General features: G+C 69.2%; 18 protein-coding genes and 3 tRNA genes. 9 read left to right on the forward strand and 12 right to left on the reverse strand.

Translation table 11 applies throughout. From position 1 onward, the window contains the following. Nucleotides 1-6: 6 nt before the first annotated feature. Nucleotides 7-651, forward strand: a complete 645-nt coding sequence (locus ACQP0P_RS45500) for a TetR/AcrR family transcriptional regulator (protein ID WP_433368767.1) — start codon at nucleotides 7-9, stop codon at nucleotides 649-651. A gap of 238 nt (nucleotides 652-889) precedes the next feature. On the opposite strand, the gene ACQP0P_RS45505 is transcribed toward ACQP0P_RS45500, so the two are convergent. Further along, the gene (locus tag ACQP0P_RS45505; protein WP_433368770.1) at nucleotides 890-1,354 is read right to left on the reverse strand and encodes a hypothetical protein; all 465 of its coding nucleotides are present in this window, start codon (nucleotides 1,352-1,354) and stop codon (nucleotides 890-892) included. Between the two features lie 246 nt (nucleotides 1,355-1,600). Between ACQP0P_RS45505 and ACQP0P_RS45510 the strand changes: the two genes are divergently transcribed. Next, nucleotides 1,601-1,984 carry a hypothetical protein gene (locus tag ACQP0P_RS45510; RefSeq protein ID WP_433368773.1) on the forward strand — a complete coding sequence of 128 codons (384 nt, stop codon included), beginning with the start codon at nucleotides 1,601-1,603 and terminating at the stop codon, nucleotides 1,982-1,984. A gap of 33 nt (nucleotides 1,985-2,017) precedes the next feature. Continuing rightward, the gene (locus ACQP0P_RS45515) at nucleotides 2,018-2,182 is read left to right on the forward strand and encodes a hypothetical protein (RefSeq protein ID WP_433368776.1); all 165 of its coding nucleotides are present in this window, start codon (nucleotides 2,018-2,020) and stop codon (nucleotides 2,180-2,182) included. A 547-nt stretch (nucleotides 2,183-2,729) separates the two neighbouring features. Here the strand turns inward: ACQP0P_RS45515 and ACQP0P_RS45520 are convergent. The 4 genes from ACQP0P_RS45520 to ACQP0P_RS45535 form a co-directional block, all read right to left on the reverse strand. Further along, nucleotides 2,730-2,803 (reverse strand) — tRNA-Phe (locus ACQP0P_RS45520). Between the two features lie 4 nt (nucleotides 2,804-2,807). Then, nucleotides 2,808-2,882, reverse strand: a tRNA-Asp gene (locus ACQP0P_RS45525). Nucleotides 2,883-2,987: 105 nt separating this feature from the next. Continuing rightward, nucleotides 2,988-3,060: transfer RNA gene (locus tag ACQP0P_RS45530), tRNA-Glu, on the reverse strand. A gap of 92 nt (nucleotides 3,061-3,152) precedes the next feature. Then, nucleotides 3,153-4,667 (reverse strand): metallophosphoesterase family protein, encoded by a 1,515-nt coding sequence (locus tag ACQP0P_RS45535; protein ID WP_433368779.1) that lies wholly within the window; start codon nucleotides 4,665-4,667, stop codon nucleotides 3,153-3,155. A 36-nt stretch (nucleotides 4,668-4,703) separates the two neighbouring features. On the opposite strand from ACQP0P_RS45535, the gene ACQP0P_RS45540 reads away from it, so the two are divergent. Both ACQP0P_RS45540 and ACQP0P_RS45545 read left to right on the forward strand, forming a co-directional pair. After that, nucleotides 4,704-5,054 (forward strand): metallopeptidase family protein, encoded by a 351-nt coding sequence (locus ACQP0P_RS45540; protein WP_211263868.1) that lies wholly within the window; start codon nucleotides 4,704-4,706, stop codon nucleotides 5,052-5,054. Nucleotides 5,055-5,222: 168 nt separating this feature from the next. Next, the gene (locus ACQP0P_RS45545; RefSeq protein ID WP_433368783.1) at nucleotides 5,223-6,518 is read left to right on the forward strand and encodes an MFS transporter; all 1,296 of its coding nucleotides are present in this window, start codon (nucleotides 5,223-5,225) and stop codon (nucleotides 6,516-6,518) included. 1 nt (nucleotide 6,519) lies between these two features. On the opposite strand, the gene ACQP0P_RS45550 is transcribed toward ACQP0P_RS45545, so the two are convergent. Continuing rightward, nucleotides 6,520-6,960, reverse strand: a complete 441-nt coding sequence (locus tag ACQP0P_RS45550; protein ID WP_433368786.1) for a PspC domain-containing protein — start codon at nucleotides 6,958-6,960, stop codon at nucleotides 6,520-6,522. Nucleotides 6,961-7,079: 119 nt separating this feature from the next. On the opposite strand from ACQP0P_RS45550, the gene ACQP0P_RS45555 reads away from it, so the two are divergent. Continuing rightward, entirely contained in the window at nucleotides 7,080-8,237 is a 1,158-nt protein-coding gene (locus ACQP0P_RS45555; RefSeq protein WP_433368789.1) for an acyl-CoA dehydrogenase family protein, read from the forward strand. 10 nt (nucleotides 8,238-8,247) lie between these two features. Here the strand turns inward: ACQP0P_RS45555 and ACQP0P_RS45560 are convergent, their stop codons facing one another. The 6 genes from ACQP0P_RS45560 to ACQP0P_RS45585 all read right to left on the reverse strand — a co-directional run bounded on the left by ACQP0P_RS45560 (nucleotide 8,248) and on the right by ACQP0P_RS45585 (nucleotide 11,538). Continuing rightward, entirely contained in the window at nucleotides 8,248-8,889 is a 642-nt protein-coding gene (locus ACQP0P_RS45560) for a 3'-5' exonuclease (protein ID WP_433368792.1), read from the reverse strand. Nucleotides 8,890-9,019: 130 nt separating this feature from the next. Next, nucleotides 9,020-9,538, reverse strand: a complete 519-nt coding sequence (locus tag ACQP0P_RS45565) for a hypothetical protein (RefSeq protein WP_433368795.1) — start codon at nucleotides 9,536-9,538, stop codon at nucleotides 9,020-9,022. Nucleotides 9,539-9,592: 54 nt separating this feature from the next. Further along, the gene (locus ACQP0P_RS45570; protein WP_433368798.1) at nucleotides 9,593-9,748 is read right to left on the reverse strand and encodes a hypothetical protein; all 156 of its coding nucleotides are present in this window, start codon (nucleotides 9,746-9,748) and stop codon (nucleotides 9,593-9,595) included. After that, nucleotides 9,745-10,287 carry a hypothetical protein gene (locus tag ACQP0P_RS45575; RefSeq protein ID WP_433368801.1) on the reverse strand — a complete coding sequence of 181 codons (543 nt, stop codon included), beginning with the start codon at nucleotides 10,285-10,287 and terminating at the stop codon, nucleotides 9,745-9,747. Before ACQP0P_RS45575 ends, ACQP0P_RS45570 begins: the two co-directional genes overlap by 4 nt. Next, nucleotides 10,277-10,792 (reverse strand): hypothetical protein, encoded by a 516-nt coding sequence (locus ACQP0P_RS45580; RefSeq protein ID WP_433368804.1) that lies wholly within the window; start codon nucleotides 10,790-10,792, stop codon nucleotides 10,277-10,279. The genes ACQP0P_RS45575 and ACQP0P_RS45580 overlap by 11 nt, the downstream gene beginning before the upstream one ends. Next, complete coding sequence (locus tag ACQP0P_RS45585; RefSeq protein ID WP_433368807.1) at nucleotides 10,789-11,538, reverse strand: hypothetical protein; 750 nt, start codon at nucleotides 11,536-11,538, stop codon at nucleotides 10,789-10,791. Before ACQP0P_RS45585 ends, ACQP0P_RS45580 begins: the two co-directional genes overlap by 4 nt. A gap of 47 nt (nucleotides 11,539-11,585) precedes the next feature. Here ACQP0P_RS45585 and ACQP0P_RS45590 point away from each other — a divergent pair, with 47 nt between their 5' ends. From ACQP0P_RS45590 to ACQP0P_RS45600, 3 genes are all read left to right on the forward strand, one after another. Then, complete coding sequence (locus ACQP0P_RS45590) at nucleotides 11,586-12,164, forward strand: hypothetical protein (protein WP_433368810.1); 579 nt, start codon at nucleotides 11,586-11,588, stop codon at nucleotides 12,162-12,164. Between the two features lie 118 nt (nucleotides 12,165-12,282). Next, the gene (locus tag ACQP0P_RS45595; protein WP_433368813.1) at nucleotides 12,283-13,935 is read left to right on the forward strand and encodes an AfsR/SARP family transcriptional regulator; all 1,653 of its coding nucleotides are present in this window, start codon (nucleotides 12,283-12,285) and stop codon (nucleotides 13,933-13,935) included. A gap of 129 nt (nucleotides 13,936-14,064) precedes the next feature. Further along, the gene (locus ACQP0P_RS45600; protein WP_433368816.1) at nucleotides 14,065-15,870 is read left to right on the forward strand and encodes an AfsR/SARP family transcriptional regulator; all 1,806 of its coding nucleotides are present in this window, start codon (nucleotides 14,065-14,067) and stop codon (nucleotides 15,868-15,870) included. Nucleotides 15,871-15,915 lie beyond the last annotated feature (45 nt).

Raw genomic sequence — 15,915 nt, forward strand, 5'->3', positions numbered from 1 at the left:
GCGGATATGACAGACCTGACACAGACGACCCCGCCCCAAGAGGAGGGCCGCTCGGCCCGCAAACGCAGGGTGATCATGGAGGCGGCCACCGAGCTGTTCCTGCGCAACGGCTATCAGGGCACCAGCATGGACGAGGTCGCCGCCCTGGCCTCGGTGTCCAAGCAGACCGTCTACAAGCACTTCACCGACAAGGAACAGCTGTTCAGCGCGATCGTCCTCGGCGCCACCGATCGGGTCGGCGACTTCACCGACGCCGTCACCGAGTTCGCCGGCACCGAGAACCTGGAGGAGGACCTGAGCGAGATCGCCCGCCGCTACATCACCGTGGTCATCCAGCCGCGAACACTGCAGTTGCGCAGACTCCTCATCGCCGAGGCCGGCCGCTTCCCCGCGGTTGCGCGCGACTACTACCTGCGGGCACCGGGACGCACGATGGACGCGCTCGCCGACACCTTCCAGAAGCTGGCCGGCCGGGGCCTGCTACGGATCGACGACCCGCACCTGGCCGCCAGCCAGTTCGCCTGGATGATCTTGTCTCAGCCGATGGACAAGGCCATGTTCTTCGGAGACGAACAGCAGTACACCCCAGCAGACCTGCAACGCTTCGCCGACGAAGGAGTCCGCGTGTTCCTCGCCGCCTACCGGATCTGAGCGAGACCTCGACAGGAGACAGCGGGTGTGTCCGGCTGGCTGGGCGAGGTCGAACCGCCGACCTTCCGCTTTTCAGGCGGAACGATCACCCTGCTTCTCTCTACGGACACGAGGTCGGAGGGCTGTGGACGGCTGCCGACGTATGCTCGCGGTGGCCGATGTTGTCGTCACCGTTGTCGTCAGCCCCACCTCCCGTAGCCGGCGGTGGAGGCTCGAAGCGTTCAAAAACTCCGCGGTGTCAACACCACCAGCTCAGGCCGGCCGCGGAAGTGCTCACGAGTACTTCGTAGTCATCGCCGTACTCCTCTCCCGTCGCATCCACAAACTGCACAAAGAGCTCGACATTCCTTCCTTCGACGGACTTGGTGAAGCAGTACACCCCTTCACCGTCATCCTCCGGAGGGGGTGTCCACCCGTTCTTGAGCGCGACGTCTCGGTAGAAGGGCAGCACGTCGGCTCGCGGGCCCAAGGGACGGTAGGTCTGCCGGACGGTCGTGATCCGATCGTCCTTCTCGCAAGAGCTGTCGCGTCCCTCCTGCGGTGTCGCGCTTGCCGGACGAACATCGAGGATGCCGAGGGAGGCGACGAGCCGGTCATCGTCGGCATCACACCCGTAGTTCAGCACGAAGAAAGCGACGGGAACGAGCAGAGCACCGCCCCACACACCGGCAGCCACAAGCACTGCAATCGCCGAGCGCTTCATGGTCAGAAGCTTAGTTCGCCTGCACATTCGCTCGACAGGTACGCCATAGACGGCCCTGGATACACCGCGGTCGTAGCTCCACTTGCGACCACTTCATTACGAGTCGTCCACAGCCGTCTTGCGGCCCTGGTTGAGCGGGTCCGACGCGGTCCTGCGATCCAGCGTTGTCCATAGTCGTTCAGGACCGTTGTTAGCGTTTGTGTTAGCAAGATCGGCAGAGAACCAGGGGTCGGTACCCTCGGCAGGGTGTCATACTCCGTCTCCGCCTACGGGCCCGATGATGGGTCTGACGAGCCGCGAGAACTCTACGAGGCGGCTCTCGGCAGCAACGGCACGATCACTCACTACTGGCTGAAACAGGCGCAGCTCATCAAACTTCCCATCCTCGCTCGTCTGCGCCATGAGGAACTGCTGGTCAAACATGAGGAGCTGGCGGCGTTCTCAAAGGAGCTGAGGTCACTCTCAATCCGCTGGGTGGAGATGGTGCCTGACGACGAGATCATCATGTACCAGATCGGTTCTCGAACGTTCAGGGTGCCCCTCCTTGTGGACCTTCTCCATCGGGCTGCACATCTTGACGCTGCCATACGAATTGCTCAGCTCACCGGCGGCTACCTCGATATTTACTAATTTCGACATTCGCCACCGATCACCTCGTTGCCGGTGAACGGCAATGCTGGCGTGCCGATCAACCTCGGCGTCCCGCCCCAGGTCGTCCGCGACATCGTCGGCCACAGCGACATCGAGGTCACCATGACCATCTACGCCCATGTCTCCCTCGACGACAAGCGCAACGCCCTCGGCAAGCTCGGGGATGCTCTCCGGTAACTCCATTTCGATCTTGTATCGCCCCGGGACCTTACCGTCTCGGGGCGTTTGCCTTACCCGCGCTCCTCGACACTTGCCTAACCGTCCAGCGCCAAGCTAGAATGCGATATATCGCGATACACTCTAGATATATCGTTAGAGAGGATCTAATAATGTCGACTGCCCGGAAAGACTTAATTGCTGTAGTGGAAAAGTTGCTCGGTCTTATGCCAGAACTACTTTTGCGCTTACAGGAGGAAGAGTTTCGCGCCGGACTCTCAGTGATAGTGCGAGGGACACCCGGGGGCTATGGACGCTCGGAATACCACGTTCCGGTAGCTGGCCTCCGATGCCGCCGGATCAGGCGGCTTGAGCTGGTAGACAGGATGCAGCAGGCCTGAAGCGATGCCCCAGCTGTGACTGGCACGGCTACGAGCATCGAGAGCGACAGTCAGCGGCGTAGAAGCAGCCGCAACTTAGTGGCCGTTGCTGTCAGTGTTGCTGTCACTGGACATCAAAAAGCCCCGGGCCGTTATTGGCTCGGGGCGTTTGTGCTGCTCAGTTGTTGTGGTCAGGGGCGGGGTCGAACCGCCGACCTTCCGCTTTTCAGGCGGACGCTCGTACCGACTGAGCTACCTGACCTAAGCGGTCCTGACGGGACTTGAACCCGCGACCTCCACCTTGACAGGGTGGCGAGCACTCCAAACTGCTCTACAGGACCTTGCTTGGCTGGGGCTTTTGTCCCCCGCCTTTCTGGCTTTGCCAGCCTACCAGTTCTTCGGAGGTCTTCGACCTGCCGTTTCCCTGGCGAGCCTTGGCTCTGCCGTGCCCCCAACGGGATTCGAACCCGTGTCGCCGCCTTGAAAGGGCGGTGTCCTAGGCCACTAGACGATGGGGGCTCGGGACTTGCGTCCCGTTCCGTCGCCGTGCTCCGCTGGAGACCTCTGAAGCATAGGGGACTTTTGCCCCGTTGCCAAAGCGGCTTTCCGGCCTACGGCGTCGGTGTGACGATGATGGACCCCGTTGGAGACGGGGTAATCGTCGGCACAGAAGAAATTGTACGGCCAGGCTCGGTCTCAACGTGACGTTGGATCTGAACCGACTGCTCGCCGAGCCCTCCCAGGGTGATGTCGTCCCAGGCCCTCAGGCGATGCGTGTCGGCGTCGAAGTACAGGACCGAGGCCGCGACAGGGGTGGGTTCGTCGTGTTCGAGGGCTCGCAGCCCGGCGCCGCCGGTGGACCCCTGGACCAGGAGGCGGCTGCCGGAGGGCAGCAGTTCGGTGGATCGCTCGTGCGAGTGGCCGGTGAGGATCATCGGGGCCGCGCCGGAGAACCCCTTGGCGATCGTCGGGTCGTGCACGGCGATCAGGTCGACCTGCTTGGGGAGCCGGGCCAGCCTGGCGGCGTGGGAGCGGCCCAGCGCGTCGAGGGATTCGAGGTTGGAGTCGACGGAGACGGACTTGTCGGGGGTGAACCGGGGGTCTCCCAGGCCGTAGACGCGCAGCCCCGCCACGGTCTTGGCCGAGTCGTCGAGGACGACCGCGCCCTTCTGCCTGCCTACGGCCCGCTGGGTGGTCATGGAGTCGTGGTTGCCCCTGACGAAGACGTACGGGACGCCGAAGGTGCCGATCTCCTCGACGAACTTGTCCTCGGGGCCGGTGCCGTGGTCGGTCAGGTCGCCGGTGTCGATGATCGCGTCGATCTTGAACTGGGTGGTGACCGAGCGGATGAGGTTCCAGGCGATGGGGCTGAGGTGGATGTCGGAGACGTGCAGTATCCGGATCGAGGTGGGGTCGGCGTCATAGACCGGCAGCGCGGAGACGACGTCGTAGAGCTGGGAGACGTTGTTGACGAGCTTGGCGAGCTGGACCCGGTAGGACTCGAACCTGGTCACGATCGACTCGGCGTCGCCGACCAGCGTCGGAGCGCCTGCCAGCAGGCCGGTGTACTTGGGTTCCACCACGGAGTCCGGCCGGAAGGTCAGGGCGACGGCGGCGCCCGTGCCGGCGATCGCGACGGCGACGCCCAGCGCGCCCGCGAGGGCAGGTCCTGGGCGGCGGAAGACGATCAGGGACGTGACCAGGGCACCCGCCAGGCCGCAGAAGGCGGCGCGCACGATCAGCGTCCTGACTCCGTTGCCCAGCTCCTCCTCCAGGAGCGCGGGGAGCCGGTCGGCCGAGAGCCTCGGGTCGTCCAGGAACCCGCGTGCCCGGTCGGGGTTGATGTTCTCCAGGGTCACCCGGAGGCCGACCGGGGCGTCGTGCGTGTCGAACAGAAGTGTGCCGAAAGGGTGAGCGTCCAACACGGTCTCCCCGGACCACGAGGGCTCTGCGGACATGCCGAGCTCCACCGGACCGACATTGGACCGCACCGCCCCGCCGAGCATGATGCCGAGCCACGCACCCGCCAGTGCGACGGCGGCGACGGCCGTGGTGCGGGCGATCCGCCTGCCCGCGCGACCGGTGGCGAGCCGGCGGGTCCTCTGGGTCCAATCAGCGAATTTCATGGGCCTCCACCTCTGCCCCGGGAACACCGGGGCAGAATGACAGGTGTGATCGAGATCTCGCGGGAGAAGTTTGAGGAGCTTGTGGCCGAGGCTCTGGACACCATTCCCCCCGAGTTGACGAAAGTTATGGACAACGTGGTGCTCGTCGTCGTCGACGACCCGCCCGAACCAGATCTTCTAGGTCTTTACACCGGCATTCCCCTGACCGAACGTGGCGACTGGTACGCAGGAGTGCTACCCGACCGGATCGAGATCTACCGCAGGCCGATCTGCTCGATCTGCGAGACCGAGGAGCAGGTCATCGAAGAAGTGCAGATAACGGTCGTCCACGAAATCGCCCACCATTTCGGCATCGACGATGACCGGCTGCACGAGCTGGGCTGGTAACTAGCCCCGTACAACACATCAAAACCACCGTTCCTGAAATATCACAGCTTATCATCACGGTTTGCATGCGCTTGATTGCTTTCGGTTGCGCGTCGGCCTCACAGCAGGCACCGTAGGTTACACAGTGAACACCCACAGTCAGTGTGCCTGCGAGCTCAGCGGAGTCCTATGGCGGCGACCAAGTCCGGCCGACTACCCGGGCGGCACCGCCGTCCGGCGGAACGCCAAGCGACCTACGGCGAGGTCATCGCCATCGGCGAGTTCCGCGCGCTCTGGATCGGCCAGGGGCTCTCCCTGCTCGGCGACCAGCTCTCCCGGGTGGCGCTGTCCGTCCTGGTCTTCGAGCGGACGGACTCGCCCCTGGCCACGGCGTCGGTCTATGCCCTGACCTACCTGCCACCGATCATCGGCGGGCCGCTCCTCGCGGGGCTCGCCGATCGCCACGCCCGCCGGCGCATCATGCTCGTCTGTGACGTGCTCAGGGCCCTCCTGGTCGCGCTCATGGCGATCCCCGGCACCTCGTTCGCCATGCTGTGCGCGCTGGTCTTCTGCGTGGTGCTGCTCAGCGCGCCGTTCTCGGCGGCGCGGGCGGCGCTCCTGCCGGAGTTGCTCACCGGCGACCGCTACGTCGCGGGCTCCGCCCTGCAGAACATGACCAATCAGGGTGCGCAGATGCTCGGCTTCGCCGTCGGCGGCTTCCTGATCATGGGAATGGGGCCGTACCGCGCGCTGGCCCTGGACGCGGCGACCTACCTGGCCTCCGCGCTCATCATCGTCTCGGGCGTACGACGGCGCCCCGCCCCCATCTCCGCCGACGAGAGCCGGCCCTCGATGTGGACGATGACCCGCGCCGGCGCCAGGCTGGTCTTCGGCGACCCCCGGCTACGGACGCTGGTGCTCTTCGCCTGGCTCTGCGGCTTCTACGTGCTCCCCGAGGGGATCGCGGCCCCGTACGCCGGTGAGCTGACCGGAAATCCCCAGCAGCTCTCCCTGGTCACCGGTCTGCTGATGGGGGCCATGCCCACCGGTACCGTCGTCGGCGCGTTCCTGTTCAGCCGCTACGTCAGCCCGTCGAACCGGCTGCGGTCGATGGGCTGGATGGCGATGCTGACCTGCGCACCGTTGATCCTGTGCGCGGCGCGGCCGCCGCTGCCCGTGGTGCTGCTGCTCTGGTTCGTCTCGGGGCTGGGCGGGGCCTACCAACTCGCGGCCAACGCCGCGTTCGTGCAGTGCGTCCCCGCCGAGCGGCGGGGACAGGCATTCGGGCTGGTCCAGTCGGGCCTGCTGGCCTCCCAGGGCGTCGGGATCCTGGTAGGCGGGGCCGCGGCCGACCACCTCGGCCCCGAGATGGTGGTGGCACTGGCCGGCGCGACCGGACTCACCGTGGCGGCCGCGCTGGCCGTGCTCTGGAGGGGATCCCGCAGGGAGATCATCGAGAGGGTTCGCGCCGAGGCGAACTCCTGACTCACCCCTGGGTGCGGGGGTCGTCGCTACGCGGCGGCACCGTGCCGTACGGGGCCGAAGGGGGCTGGGGAGCCTGGTAGGGGGGATACTCGGGGGCCTGCTGGTGCGGTGCCTGGTGCGGGGCGCGGTGCTGGCTGGTCGCCTTGGCCCAGCCCTGCTCGGCCTTGGTCTTGGCGTCCACCCAGATCGGGTTGTCCTTGTTCTTGTCGATCAGGTCCTGAAGGACCGACCTGTCCTTGTTCTCCTCGGGCAGGAGCACCCAGCCGATCGCGTAGATCGCCACTCCGAGGCCACCGAAGAAGGTGGCGACGGCGAGGGCCGCGCGGATGATGTTGGGGTCCACCCCGATGTAGCGTCCGAGGCCGGAGGCCACACCGGCGATGATGCGCCCGTCCCTGGTCCTGCGGAGCTGCTTGACGCCGGAAAAGTCGTTTTCGTTCATGTATTAAGACTGCCCCGTGGCGGGTCCTCATCACATCGGGACTTCCCCTGGCGCAACCCTGACGTCCCCCCTGTTCGTCCCGGCAATACCCTGACAGGGCAGAACAGAGAGGAAAACCCATGGACGACCTCCTGCGTATTGACGACACGCTCTCCGAGGAGCAGCGACTCATCCGCGACACCGTGCGGGACTTCGTCGCGGACCGGGTGCTTCCTCATATCGGCGACTGGTTCGAGGAGGCCACCTTCCCCGCCCGCGAGCTCGCCCCGGCGCTCGGCTCGCTCGGCGTGCTGGGCATGCACCTGGAAGGGTACGGCTGCGCGGGCCTCGACGCCGTCTCGTACGGGGTGGCCTGCCGCGAGCTGGAGGCGGGAGACTCCGGACTGCGGTCGTTCGTCTCCGTGCAGGGCTCGCTCGCGATGTTCCCGATCTGGAAGTACGGCTCCGCCGAGCAGCGGGACGAGTGGCTGCCCCGGATGGCCGCGGGCGAGGCGATCGGCTGCTTCGGCCTGACCGAGCCCGACCACGGCTCCGACCCGGCCGGCATGCGCACCCACGCCAAGCTGGACCCCTCGGGCGACTGGATACTCAACGGCGCCAAGATGTGGATCACCAACGGCTCGATCGCCGACGTCGCGGTGGTCTGGGCGCAGACCGAGGACGGCGTCCGCGGCTTCGTGGTGCCCACCGACACCCCTGGCTTCACCGCCCCGGAGATCCACCGGAAGATGTCCCTGCGGGCCTCGGTGACCTCGTCGCTCTACTTCGACGACGTCCGCCTGCCCGCCTCCGCCGTACTGCCCGGGGTGCGCGGCCTGAAGGGCCCGCTGTCCTGCCTGTCCGAGGCGCGCTTCGGCATCCTGTGGGGCGTGGTGGGGGCCGCCCGCGCCTGCCTGGAGTCCGCGGTCGACTACTCCACCTCCCGTATCCAGTTCGGCAGGCCCATCGGCGGCTTCCAGCTGACCCAGGAGAAGCTCGCCTGGATGTACGTCGGGGTGGGACAGTCACAGCTCACCGCGCTCCATCTGGGCCGCCTCAAGGACGCGGGGACCCTCACCCCCCGCCAGGTCAGCTTCGGCAAGCTCGCCAACGTCCGCGCCGCCCTGGACATCGCCCGCCAGGCACGCTCCATCCTGGGCGGCAACGGCATCACGCTGGAGTATCCGGTGATCCGGCACATGAACAACCTGGAGAGCGTGCTGACCTACGAGGGCACCCAGGAGATCCACACGCTCGTGCTCGGTGAGGCGCTGACCGGCATCCCCGCCTACCGCTGAAGGTCCGGCGCTACCTCCGGCGGGGGTGGCGCTGGGGCAGGCCGCAGGGGCGCCACTCGGGGGCCTGGGCCGCCCGCTCCAGCTCCTCCGCCCAGGAGACTCCCGTGCGCAGGTAGAACCGGAGCAGCTCGGCGGTGGCACGGGCGTCGGCCAGCGCGGCGTGGGCCCCGAGGAGCGGGATACCCGCGCGCTCGCAGCAGGCGGCGAGCGTCCACCTGCCGTCGGGGATGAAGCCCGGTGCCAGCCGCTGCGTGCACAGGGTCTCGGTCACCCACTCGCTGCCCGGCAGGTACCGCAGGAAGCGCAGGTCGAAGGAGGCGTTGTGGGCCACCAGAACCCGGCCGGCGATCCGCTGCCAGACCTCGTCCAGCAACTCCTCGATCACCGGCGCGCCCGCGACCATCGCACCGGTGATGCCGTGGACGTGCACGGCCCCGGTGCCGCGCCTCGGATTGACCAGCGAGTGCCACTCGTCGACGGTCTCGCCCTGGGCGTTCAGCGAGATGAGCGCTATCTCGCAGATCCGGTCGCCCCTGGACGGTGAGAAACCCGTGGTCTCCACGTCGACCACGACATACCCCTGCCGCACGGAGGTGGCGGAGGTAGTGGAGACACGGGCGTTGCGGGCGGGCTCAAGCCCCGAGCTCGTCATGCCTGCCACTCTAGGAGCCGTTCCCGCCCGCCACCTGTCCATTCCGCGAACAGGTGACCGTGAACGGGCCCGGCGCCAGACGCCAGGTGACACCGGCCTCGGCACGCTGTCACCTGACGCCGCGGCCGGGTCACCCAGAGATCGCCAGGCCGGCCACCAGCGAGCCGATCGTGGTCACGGCCGTCGCCACCGCCAGCCGCCGCTGGTTGCGTTTCCAGGCCGCCGTCCACGACCCGTCGTCGCTGTGCGCCATGCTGGCCGCGGCCATGACCCAGCGGGCCAGGGCAAAGCCGACGCCGGCCGCGAGCGCGCCGCCGAACGGCAGCGCCAGCACCATGGCGGCCAGCACCAGGTGAGGCTGCGCGGACGGGGAGTAGGTGCGCATGCCCGTGCCCATCTCGAACCCGAACTGCACTCCCCCGATGACCCGTCCCTTGTGGAGGACGTGCTCGGGCACCAGCCGCCGGTTCTCCGGCACCCGGAAGGAGGCCAGCCCCGTCTCCCTGGCGAACACGACGGCCGCCAGCAGGGCGAGCGCCCCGAGCCGTACGGGGGCGGGTACGAGCGCCTGGACCACGCCACCGAACACGCCCGCGACAAACGCGACGGTGCTCGCGCCCAGGAGCAGGCCGAGCCCGAAGTAGAACACCGCACCGGAACCGCGCCAGACCGACGCGCTCAGCAGGAACGCCGAGTTGTGGCTTCAAGTGCTGCCGGAGTTGGCGTACCCGGCGTTCAGCCCGGCCCACAGAAAGAGCAGGACCGCCGGACCCCATGCCGCCGCGGGGCCGATCGCGCCGAGCACGATCGGCAGCGCGACGGCGACGGGGTGAAGAAGGAACGCGCGCAGACCCGTCATACCCGACACATGGCGATGGTGAGGGCGGTGTAGCGCTCACCACTGTTCCAGACACACGTGGTGGTCGCGTCGGAGCAGCGGTAGACGAGGCCGCTGGTGGTCCAGCGCCACGCGTTCTTCTTGGTACCGCCACTGCCGCAGGCGGTGGCGATGCGGTTGGAGGTGTAGCCCTCGTCGGAGTAGCCGCGCCAGCCCTCGAAGTGCCAGCCGCTGGCGCACGGATAGGAGCCGCGCCGCCAGCCGCCGAAACAGGTGGCGGCGCCGCTGCTCCACCAGTTGTTGGCCTGCTGGGTATACCCGTTGGGGTAGGAGTCGGCACAGCCGGCGCCCGTCCACTCCGACGTCGGCCCCGCCAGGGCCATGCCCTTGGTGAAGACCCACTCCAGGGGGACGAGGGCGGCTGTCACGGCGCCGACGGCCAGGCTTTTCAGCGCGGTGCGGCGCGAGGGGCGCAACTCCCTGATCAGCGGTCGGACCCGGCTGGGCTCGGCTCCGGTCGGCGGCTCGCCGCCCTTGACGGGGATGTGGTCAATGCGCATTGTTGCTCCCTGAGGACGCGGGGACGGGCAGGAGTTCGGCCAGGAGGGCTGGCACGTCGGATTCGGCGTACACGAAGCGGCGTCCGGTGACCGCGCCCTGGCGGTCGATGGCGTAGGCGGCGGGGCTGTACCCCTCGTAGAGCTCGGCCCAGAGGTCGGGGTCGACCAGCAGCTCACCGGGCCCCTCGAAGGCGGCGGCGGCCTGCGCGCCGGCGGCCAGGCCGACCACCCGCACGCCGGACGTGCCGAGTGGACCGGCCGCGTCCCACAGCGTGTGGCAGGTGGTACAGCCGACGTCCAGCAGCAGGGCCAGGGTTCCGATGTGCTCGCCGCGCGGCCACAGCGCCGCGGGCGCCTGCCGGACCTCGTCGGCGAACAGGGCACCTCCCGGATCGAGCGCGGTACGCTCCAGCAGCCGTAGCCGGAAGTACAGTCCGCCTACGGCGACCACCGCGAACAGCGACAGCAGCAGCGCGAGCAGGGAGAGCGCGAGGGGCAGGCTCATGTGGCCCACGCCACCCGCAGGCCGGACAGGACGGCGGTGGCGCGCTCCTCGTTGCCGGTGGAGCGCAGCCCGGCGCCGCCGGCCCGCATCCGCAGGATGACCTCGAAGACGGCGGTGGCGTTGGCGTAGAGGTAGCGCCACTCGTAGGGGGTGCCCGCCAGGGCGGCCTTCTGCTCGGGGTCGAGGTCGAGGGCCTCCTTCCACACCTCGGTGTCGCCCTGCTGGGCTCCGCGCCACTCCGGTACCGACTCCCGGGCGATCCGCGCGTCCTGGACCGCGATCAGCAGGTGGTCGTTCTCGCCGTAGACGTTGGTGGAGAACTGCTCGATCGCCGTTCCCTTCGCCGGGGACAGCAGCGCGCCCTCGGGGGTGTCGGTGAAGACGACGCTCGACACCAGGCGGTTGAGCACCGCGGTGCGCGGAGCGGGCGCGCCGAACCAGGTGGTGGCCTCGTTGTAGGGCCCGGCCCACACCAGGCAGCTGTCGGAGCGGTCGGCCGCCTCGTACAACACCAGATCGAAGCCCTTGCGGCGGGACACCTCGGTCCGGCCGCCGGGGAAGATCTTGCGCGGGACGACGAGGTGCTGGCCCGCCTGGGCCAGATCGAAGTCGCGCATCAGGCGCGGGCCGGCCATCCGGGTACGAGCGTGCCAGTTCAGCACCCCCGCCTCATCGGGAAGGGTGATCTGTGCCCGTCCGCCGTCAGGTGCGACCCTGACGACTTGGGCGACGGTGGTGGCCATCATGCCTCTTTCCCTGGAACCTCGTGGGGGCGCCGCGTGTAATGAAGGACATGCGGCGAACAATGATCGTGCTTGGTGTGCTGGCGGCCCTGCTGTTCTCGGCCGGTGGCGTCGCCTGGGCGAAGGAACCGGACAGCGCGGTCCTCACCGGTCCCGGGCTCGGCGGCGGCGTGAAGATCAGACCGGACAGCGAGGCGAACTCGGCGGGGCTGGACCTGCTGCGCCAGGCGTCCGGCATCGGCGCCGTCTTGGTGGCGGAGCTGCCGGGCGCCCCGCAGGCCGATCGGCCGGTCGGCGAACTGGGTCCCGCCTACCGGCTGGTGTGGCATATACCGGGTGAGGAGAGAACCGAGGTGGTGCAGGAGGTCTATCCGTACGCCGAACCGGAGCCGTGGGTGCACACGCCCGCGCAGCCGCTCGTCGTACGCCATGGGTGGTCGCAAGCACACTCCTTCCTCAAGGACACGCTGATCACGTTCGGGCTTCCGGAAAACGCCCCCGCGCCGGGAGTGTCGTGGTGGAACATGGCGTGGGTCGCGGTGCTCGTGGTGGTCGTGACGTTTCTCGTCGTGATGTTCGCCCGGCGGCGCCGCGCAGTCCTCCCGTACTCGTCTGACGATCACCGTTGACGCGATGGCCGGTCAAGGTGGCCGGGTAGCGGCGAAAGGTCGCGGAAAGCGTGCGGAAAGCCATCTGTCCCACGATCGGCGGCATGAGTGATGTCGACGGCTGCGGAGGCGGATGGGAATGAACCGGGTGTCGGTCGGCCTCCTGGGACCCGTCGGACTGATCCGCGACGGCATGGTGCTCAGCCCGCCCGCACCGCTGCTGCGGGCGCTCCTGGGCCTGCTGGCCATGTCGGCGGGGGCGCCGCTGCCCTCCGAGGAGCTGATCCGCGTCATATGGCAGGATCAGGTGCCGCGCGACCCCAAGGGCGCCCTCCACCTCGCGGCCTGCAGGTTGCGCACCTGGCTGCGCGAGGCCGGGGGCGCGCGGCATCGCATCGTCACCGGTTCCGACGGCTACCACCTCGACCTCACCGACGACCTGACCGATCTCGCGGCGTTCCGGTACGAGGCGGGCCGCGCCGACGCGACCTACGAGACGCTCACACTGGCACTCGGGCTGTGGCGCGGGCGGCCCTTCACCAACGTGCCCGAGCGGCGCTCCGACAACCGTCTGATCGACGCCCTGCTGGCCGAACGTGACGCGGTGACCAGGCGGGCGGCCAGGGCGGCCCTCGACGAGGGGCAGCCGCATCTGGCGACCGGGCTGGTCGAGCGGCTGTGCCAGGGCGACTCGCTGGACGAGGAAGCGCACGCGATCCTCATCGAAGGTCTGGTGGCCACCGGCCGGCCGGGCGCCGCGGCCATGATGTTCGCCCGGATCAGACGACGGCTGGCCGTCGAGCTCGGCATCGAACCGGGGACGGTGCTGCGGCAGGCGCATCGGCGCTGCCTCGGCGGCCGAGGCGAGATGGCCGGCGCGAGCAGGCCGAGGTCGCGCGCGCGGCTCGTCGGCCGGGACCGGGACCACGCCGGGCTGGCCTCCCTGGTGAGCGAGCACAGGCTGGTCACCGCGATCGGCCCACCGGGCATCGGCAAGTCCCGCCTCTGCGAGGAGCTCGCCACGCAGGAGGCCGGGCGCTTTCCCTGCGGGGTGCGGGTGGTGCGGCCGCACGAGCCGCTGGAGGCCCCCGAAGGCTCCGGGCCCGCGCTGCTGGTCGTCGATGACTGCGACGGACGGCTGGGCGAGACACGGGCCGCGGCCGAGCGGCTGACGGCGACCAGACCCGACCTCACGGTGCTGGTCACGGCGCGACGGCCGCTCGGGTTGTCGGGCGAGGTCGTCTGGAGCGTGCCGCCGTTGGATCCCGGCGCGGCCGAGCAGTTGCTGCGGACCAGAGCCGCCGAGGCCGTGCCCGGCCTGACCTTCGACGCGGGCGACCTGCCCGGCCTGCGACGGCTGTGCGCACAGACCGACGGCGTGCCGGCCGTGGTGGAGAGCCTGGCCTCGCTGATGCGGGCCTTCCCGCTGACGGTCCTGGCCGAGCAGTCCGAACGCGACCTGGGAGCGCTCATCGACGACGTCAACCCGGCTGCCGTCCGGTTCGCCGCCGGCCTCGACCAGGTGTGGCAGGAGCTGTCCGGGCCGCAGCGGACCCTGCTGCTCAGAGTCGCCACCTTCCCCGGCGACTTCGGGCTGCGGCGCGCGATGTCCGAGTGTGGCGAGTCGCCGCTGAACTCCGGCAGCGTGCCGGGTGTGCTCGCCGCGCTCGTCGACCGCTGCTGTGTGCTGCCGTTCGAGAGCGCCACGGGCCGCCGCTACCGCATGCTCATCCCGATACGGGCGATGGTGCTGCGGCGCTACCGGCAGCCGACTCCACTGTCCCGGAGGTAGTAAGGGTTCACATTTACCCCTTTTCCTACGATCATGGTCAATCCGGGTGCCTGGGGAGGCGTCCTTCCAGAACGCTTTGATCGTTTTCTGTCTGCTGTAATCGTTGTCGGCCCGGGGGAACGGGTACAGATGAGCAAAGAGTACGTCGGCGTGCTAGGCCCGGTCGGCCTGGTCAGGGACGGGGTCCTGGACAGTCCGCAGGCTCCGCTGCCGCGGGCCCTGCTGGGCCTGCTGGCGGTGGCCGAAGCCCCGCTCTCCCCCGAGTCGCTGATCGGCATGCTGTGGCGGCACGATCCGCCGCGTGACCCGAGAAGCGCCCTGCACCTGGCCGTGTTTCGGCTGCGCAACTGGCTGCGCGCGAACGGGGCGGAGGTGCGGATCGTCACGGCGGCCACCGGCTACCACCTCGACGCGGGTCGCACCGACCTGGCGCTGTTCCGCGAGTGGACGGCCGGGTCCGAGGCGTCCTTCGAGTCACTGTCCAGGGCTCTGGGGCTGTGGCGCGGCCTTCCGTTCGCCAACGTACCGGGCAAGCGGTTCGACAGCCGCCTGGCGGACACGCTCCTCACCGAGCGCGACGCGGTGACCATTCGCGCGGCACGGGCGGCGACCAGACAGGGGCGCCCCGCGGTCGCGGTGGCACTGGCCGAGCCGCTGTGTCACCCCGAGTCGCTGGACGAGGCGGCGCACGCGGTCCTGATCGAGGCGCTGGTGGCCGTCGGCAGGCAGGGCGCGGCGGCCCTGGTGTACGACGGCATCCGGCGGCGGCTGGCCACGGAGCTGGGGATCAGCCCTGGGACGCTCCTGCGGCAGGCGCATCTGGCCTGCCTGAGCGACCCGATGGACGACGACGGCCTGGGCGGCACAGGTCCGGCCACCCGCCGCCCCGGCTTCGACCGCCCGCCGGACAGGGAGGACGAGCTCGCACGGGTGGCCGGTCTGGTCGCCGAGCACCGCGTCGTCACGGTCATCGGGCCGCCGGGGGTCGGCAAGACCGGTTTCGCCGCGCGGATCGCGGCCGACGGCGCCGGGCGGCGCTACACCGACGTCCGCCGTCTGGAGCTGACCGAGACGGCGGCACGCGGCCGGAGAGTGGACGGACCGGCGATGGACCGGCCGACCTCGGACCGGCCAGCCTCGGACCGGCCAGCCTCGGACCGGCCGACGAGAGACGGGCTCCCCGAGACGGAGACCGCCCTGCTGGTCATCGACAGCGGCAGCTGCCCCCCTGACCTGGTACGCGACGTCGTGGAGCGGCTGATCGAGAGGCGTACCCCGCTGGCGGTCCTGGTGGTCGCCTCCCGACCGCTCGGCATCTCGGGTGAGGTCATCTGGGCGATGCGACCGCTCGACCTCGGCGCGGCGGAGCTGCTGTTCCGCCGGCGGGCCGGCGAGGCCGTACCGGGGCTGGTCCTGACGGTGCGGGAGCAGCCCTACGTGCGCGAGCTGTGCCGGCAGGCGGACGGGCTGCCCGTCGTCGTCGAGAGCCTCGCCGCCCTGCTGCGGACCTTTCCGCTACGGGAGCTGGCCCGGCAGGCCGCCGCGGATCTGGGTTCGCTCATCGACGACGCCAATCCCGCGGCCGTACGCTTCACGGCCGGCCTGGACCGGGTCTGGCGCGAGCTCACCGGTCCCCAGCGGGCTCTGCTGCTCAGGCTGACCACCCTGCACCGCGACTTCGGCATGGAGGACGTCACCCCGGACGGCACGGGAGGGGCCGGCGCCCGGGACGTCGACGGGGCAGGGACCGGCTGCCGGGACACCGACCCACCGGCCGGTAGGCATCCGATGCTCAACTCGCTGGCCGCGCTGGTGGACAGCGGTCTGGTGCTGCCCTTCGAGACCGCGTCGGGTCGCAGATATCGGCTGCTCTCCCCGATCAGGGCGATGATCGCCCACCACTACGCCGAGCGGGTGCCGCTGCCGACCCTGTGACGGTGAGGTGATCATCAACGCGACGTAACCGACCAACAGGAGCCG

The sequence above is a fragment of the Streptosporangium sp. CA-115845 genome (genome assembly GCF_050943795.1).
GTDB lineage: Bacteria > Actinomycetota > Actinomycetes > Streptosporangiales > Streptosporangiaceae > Streptosporangium.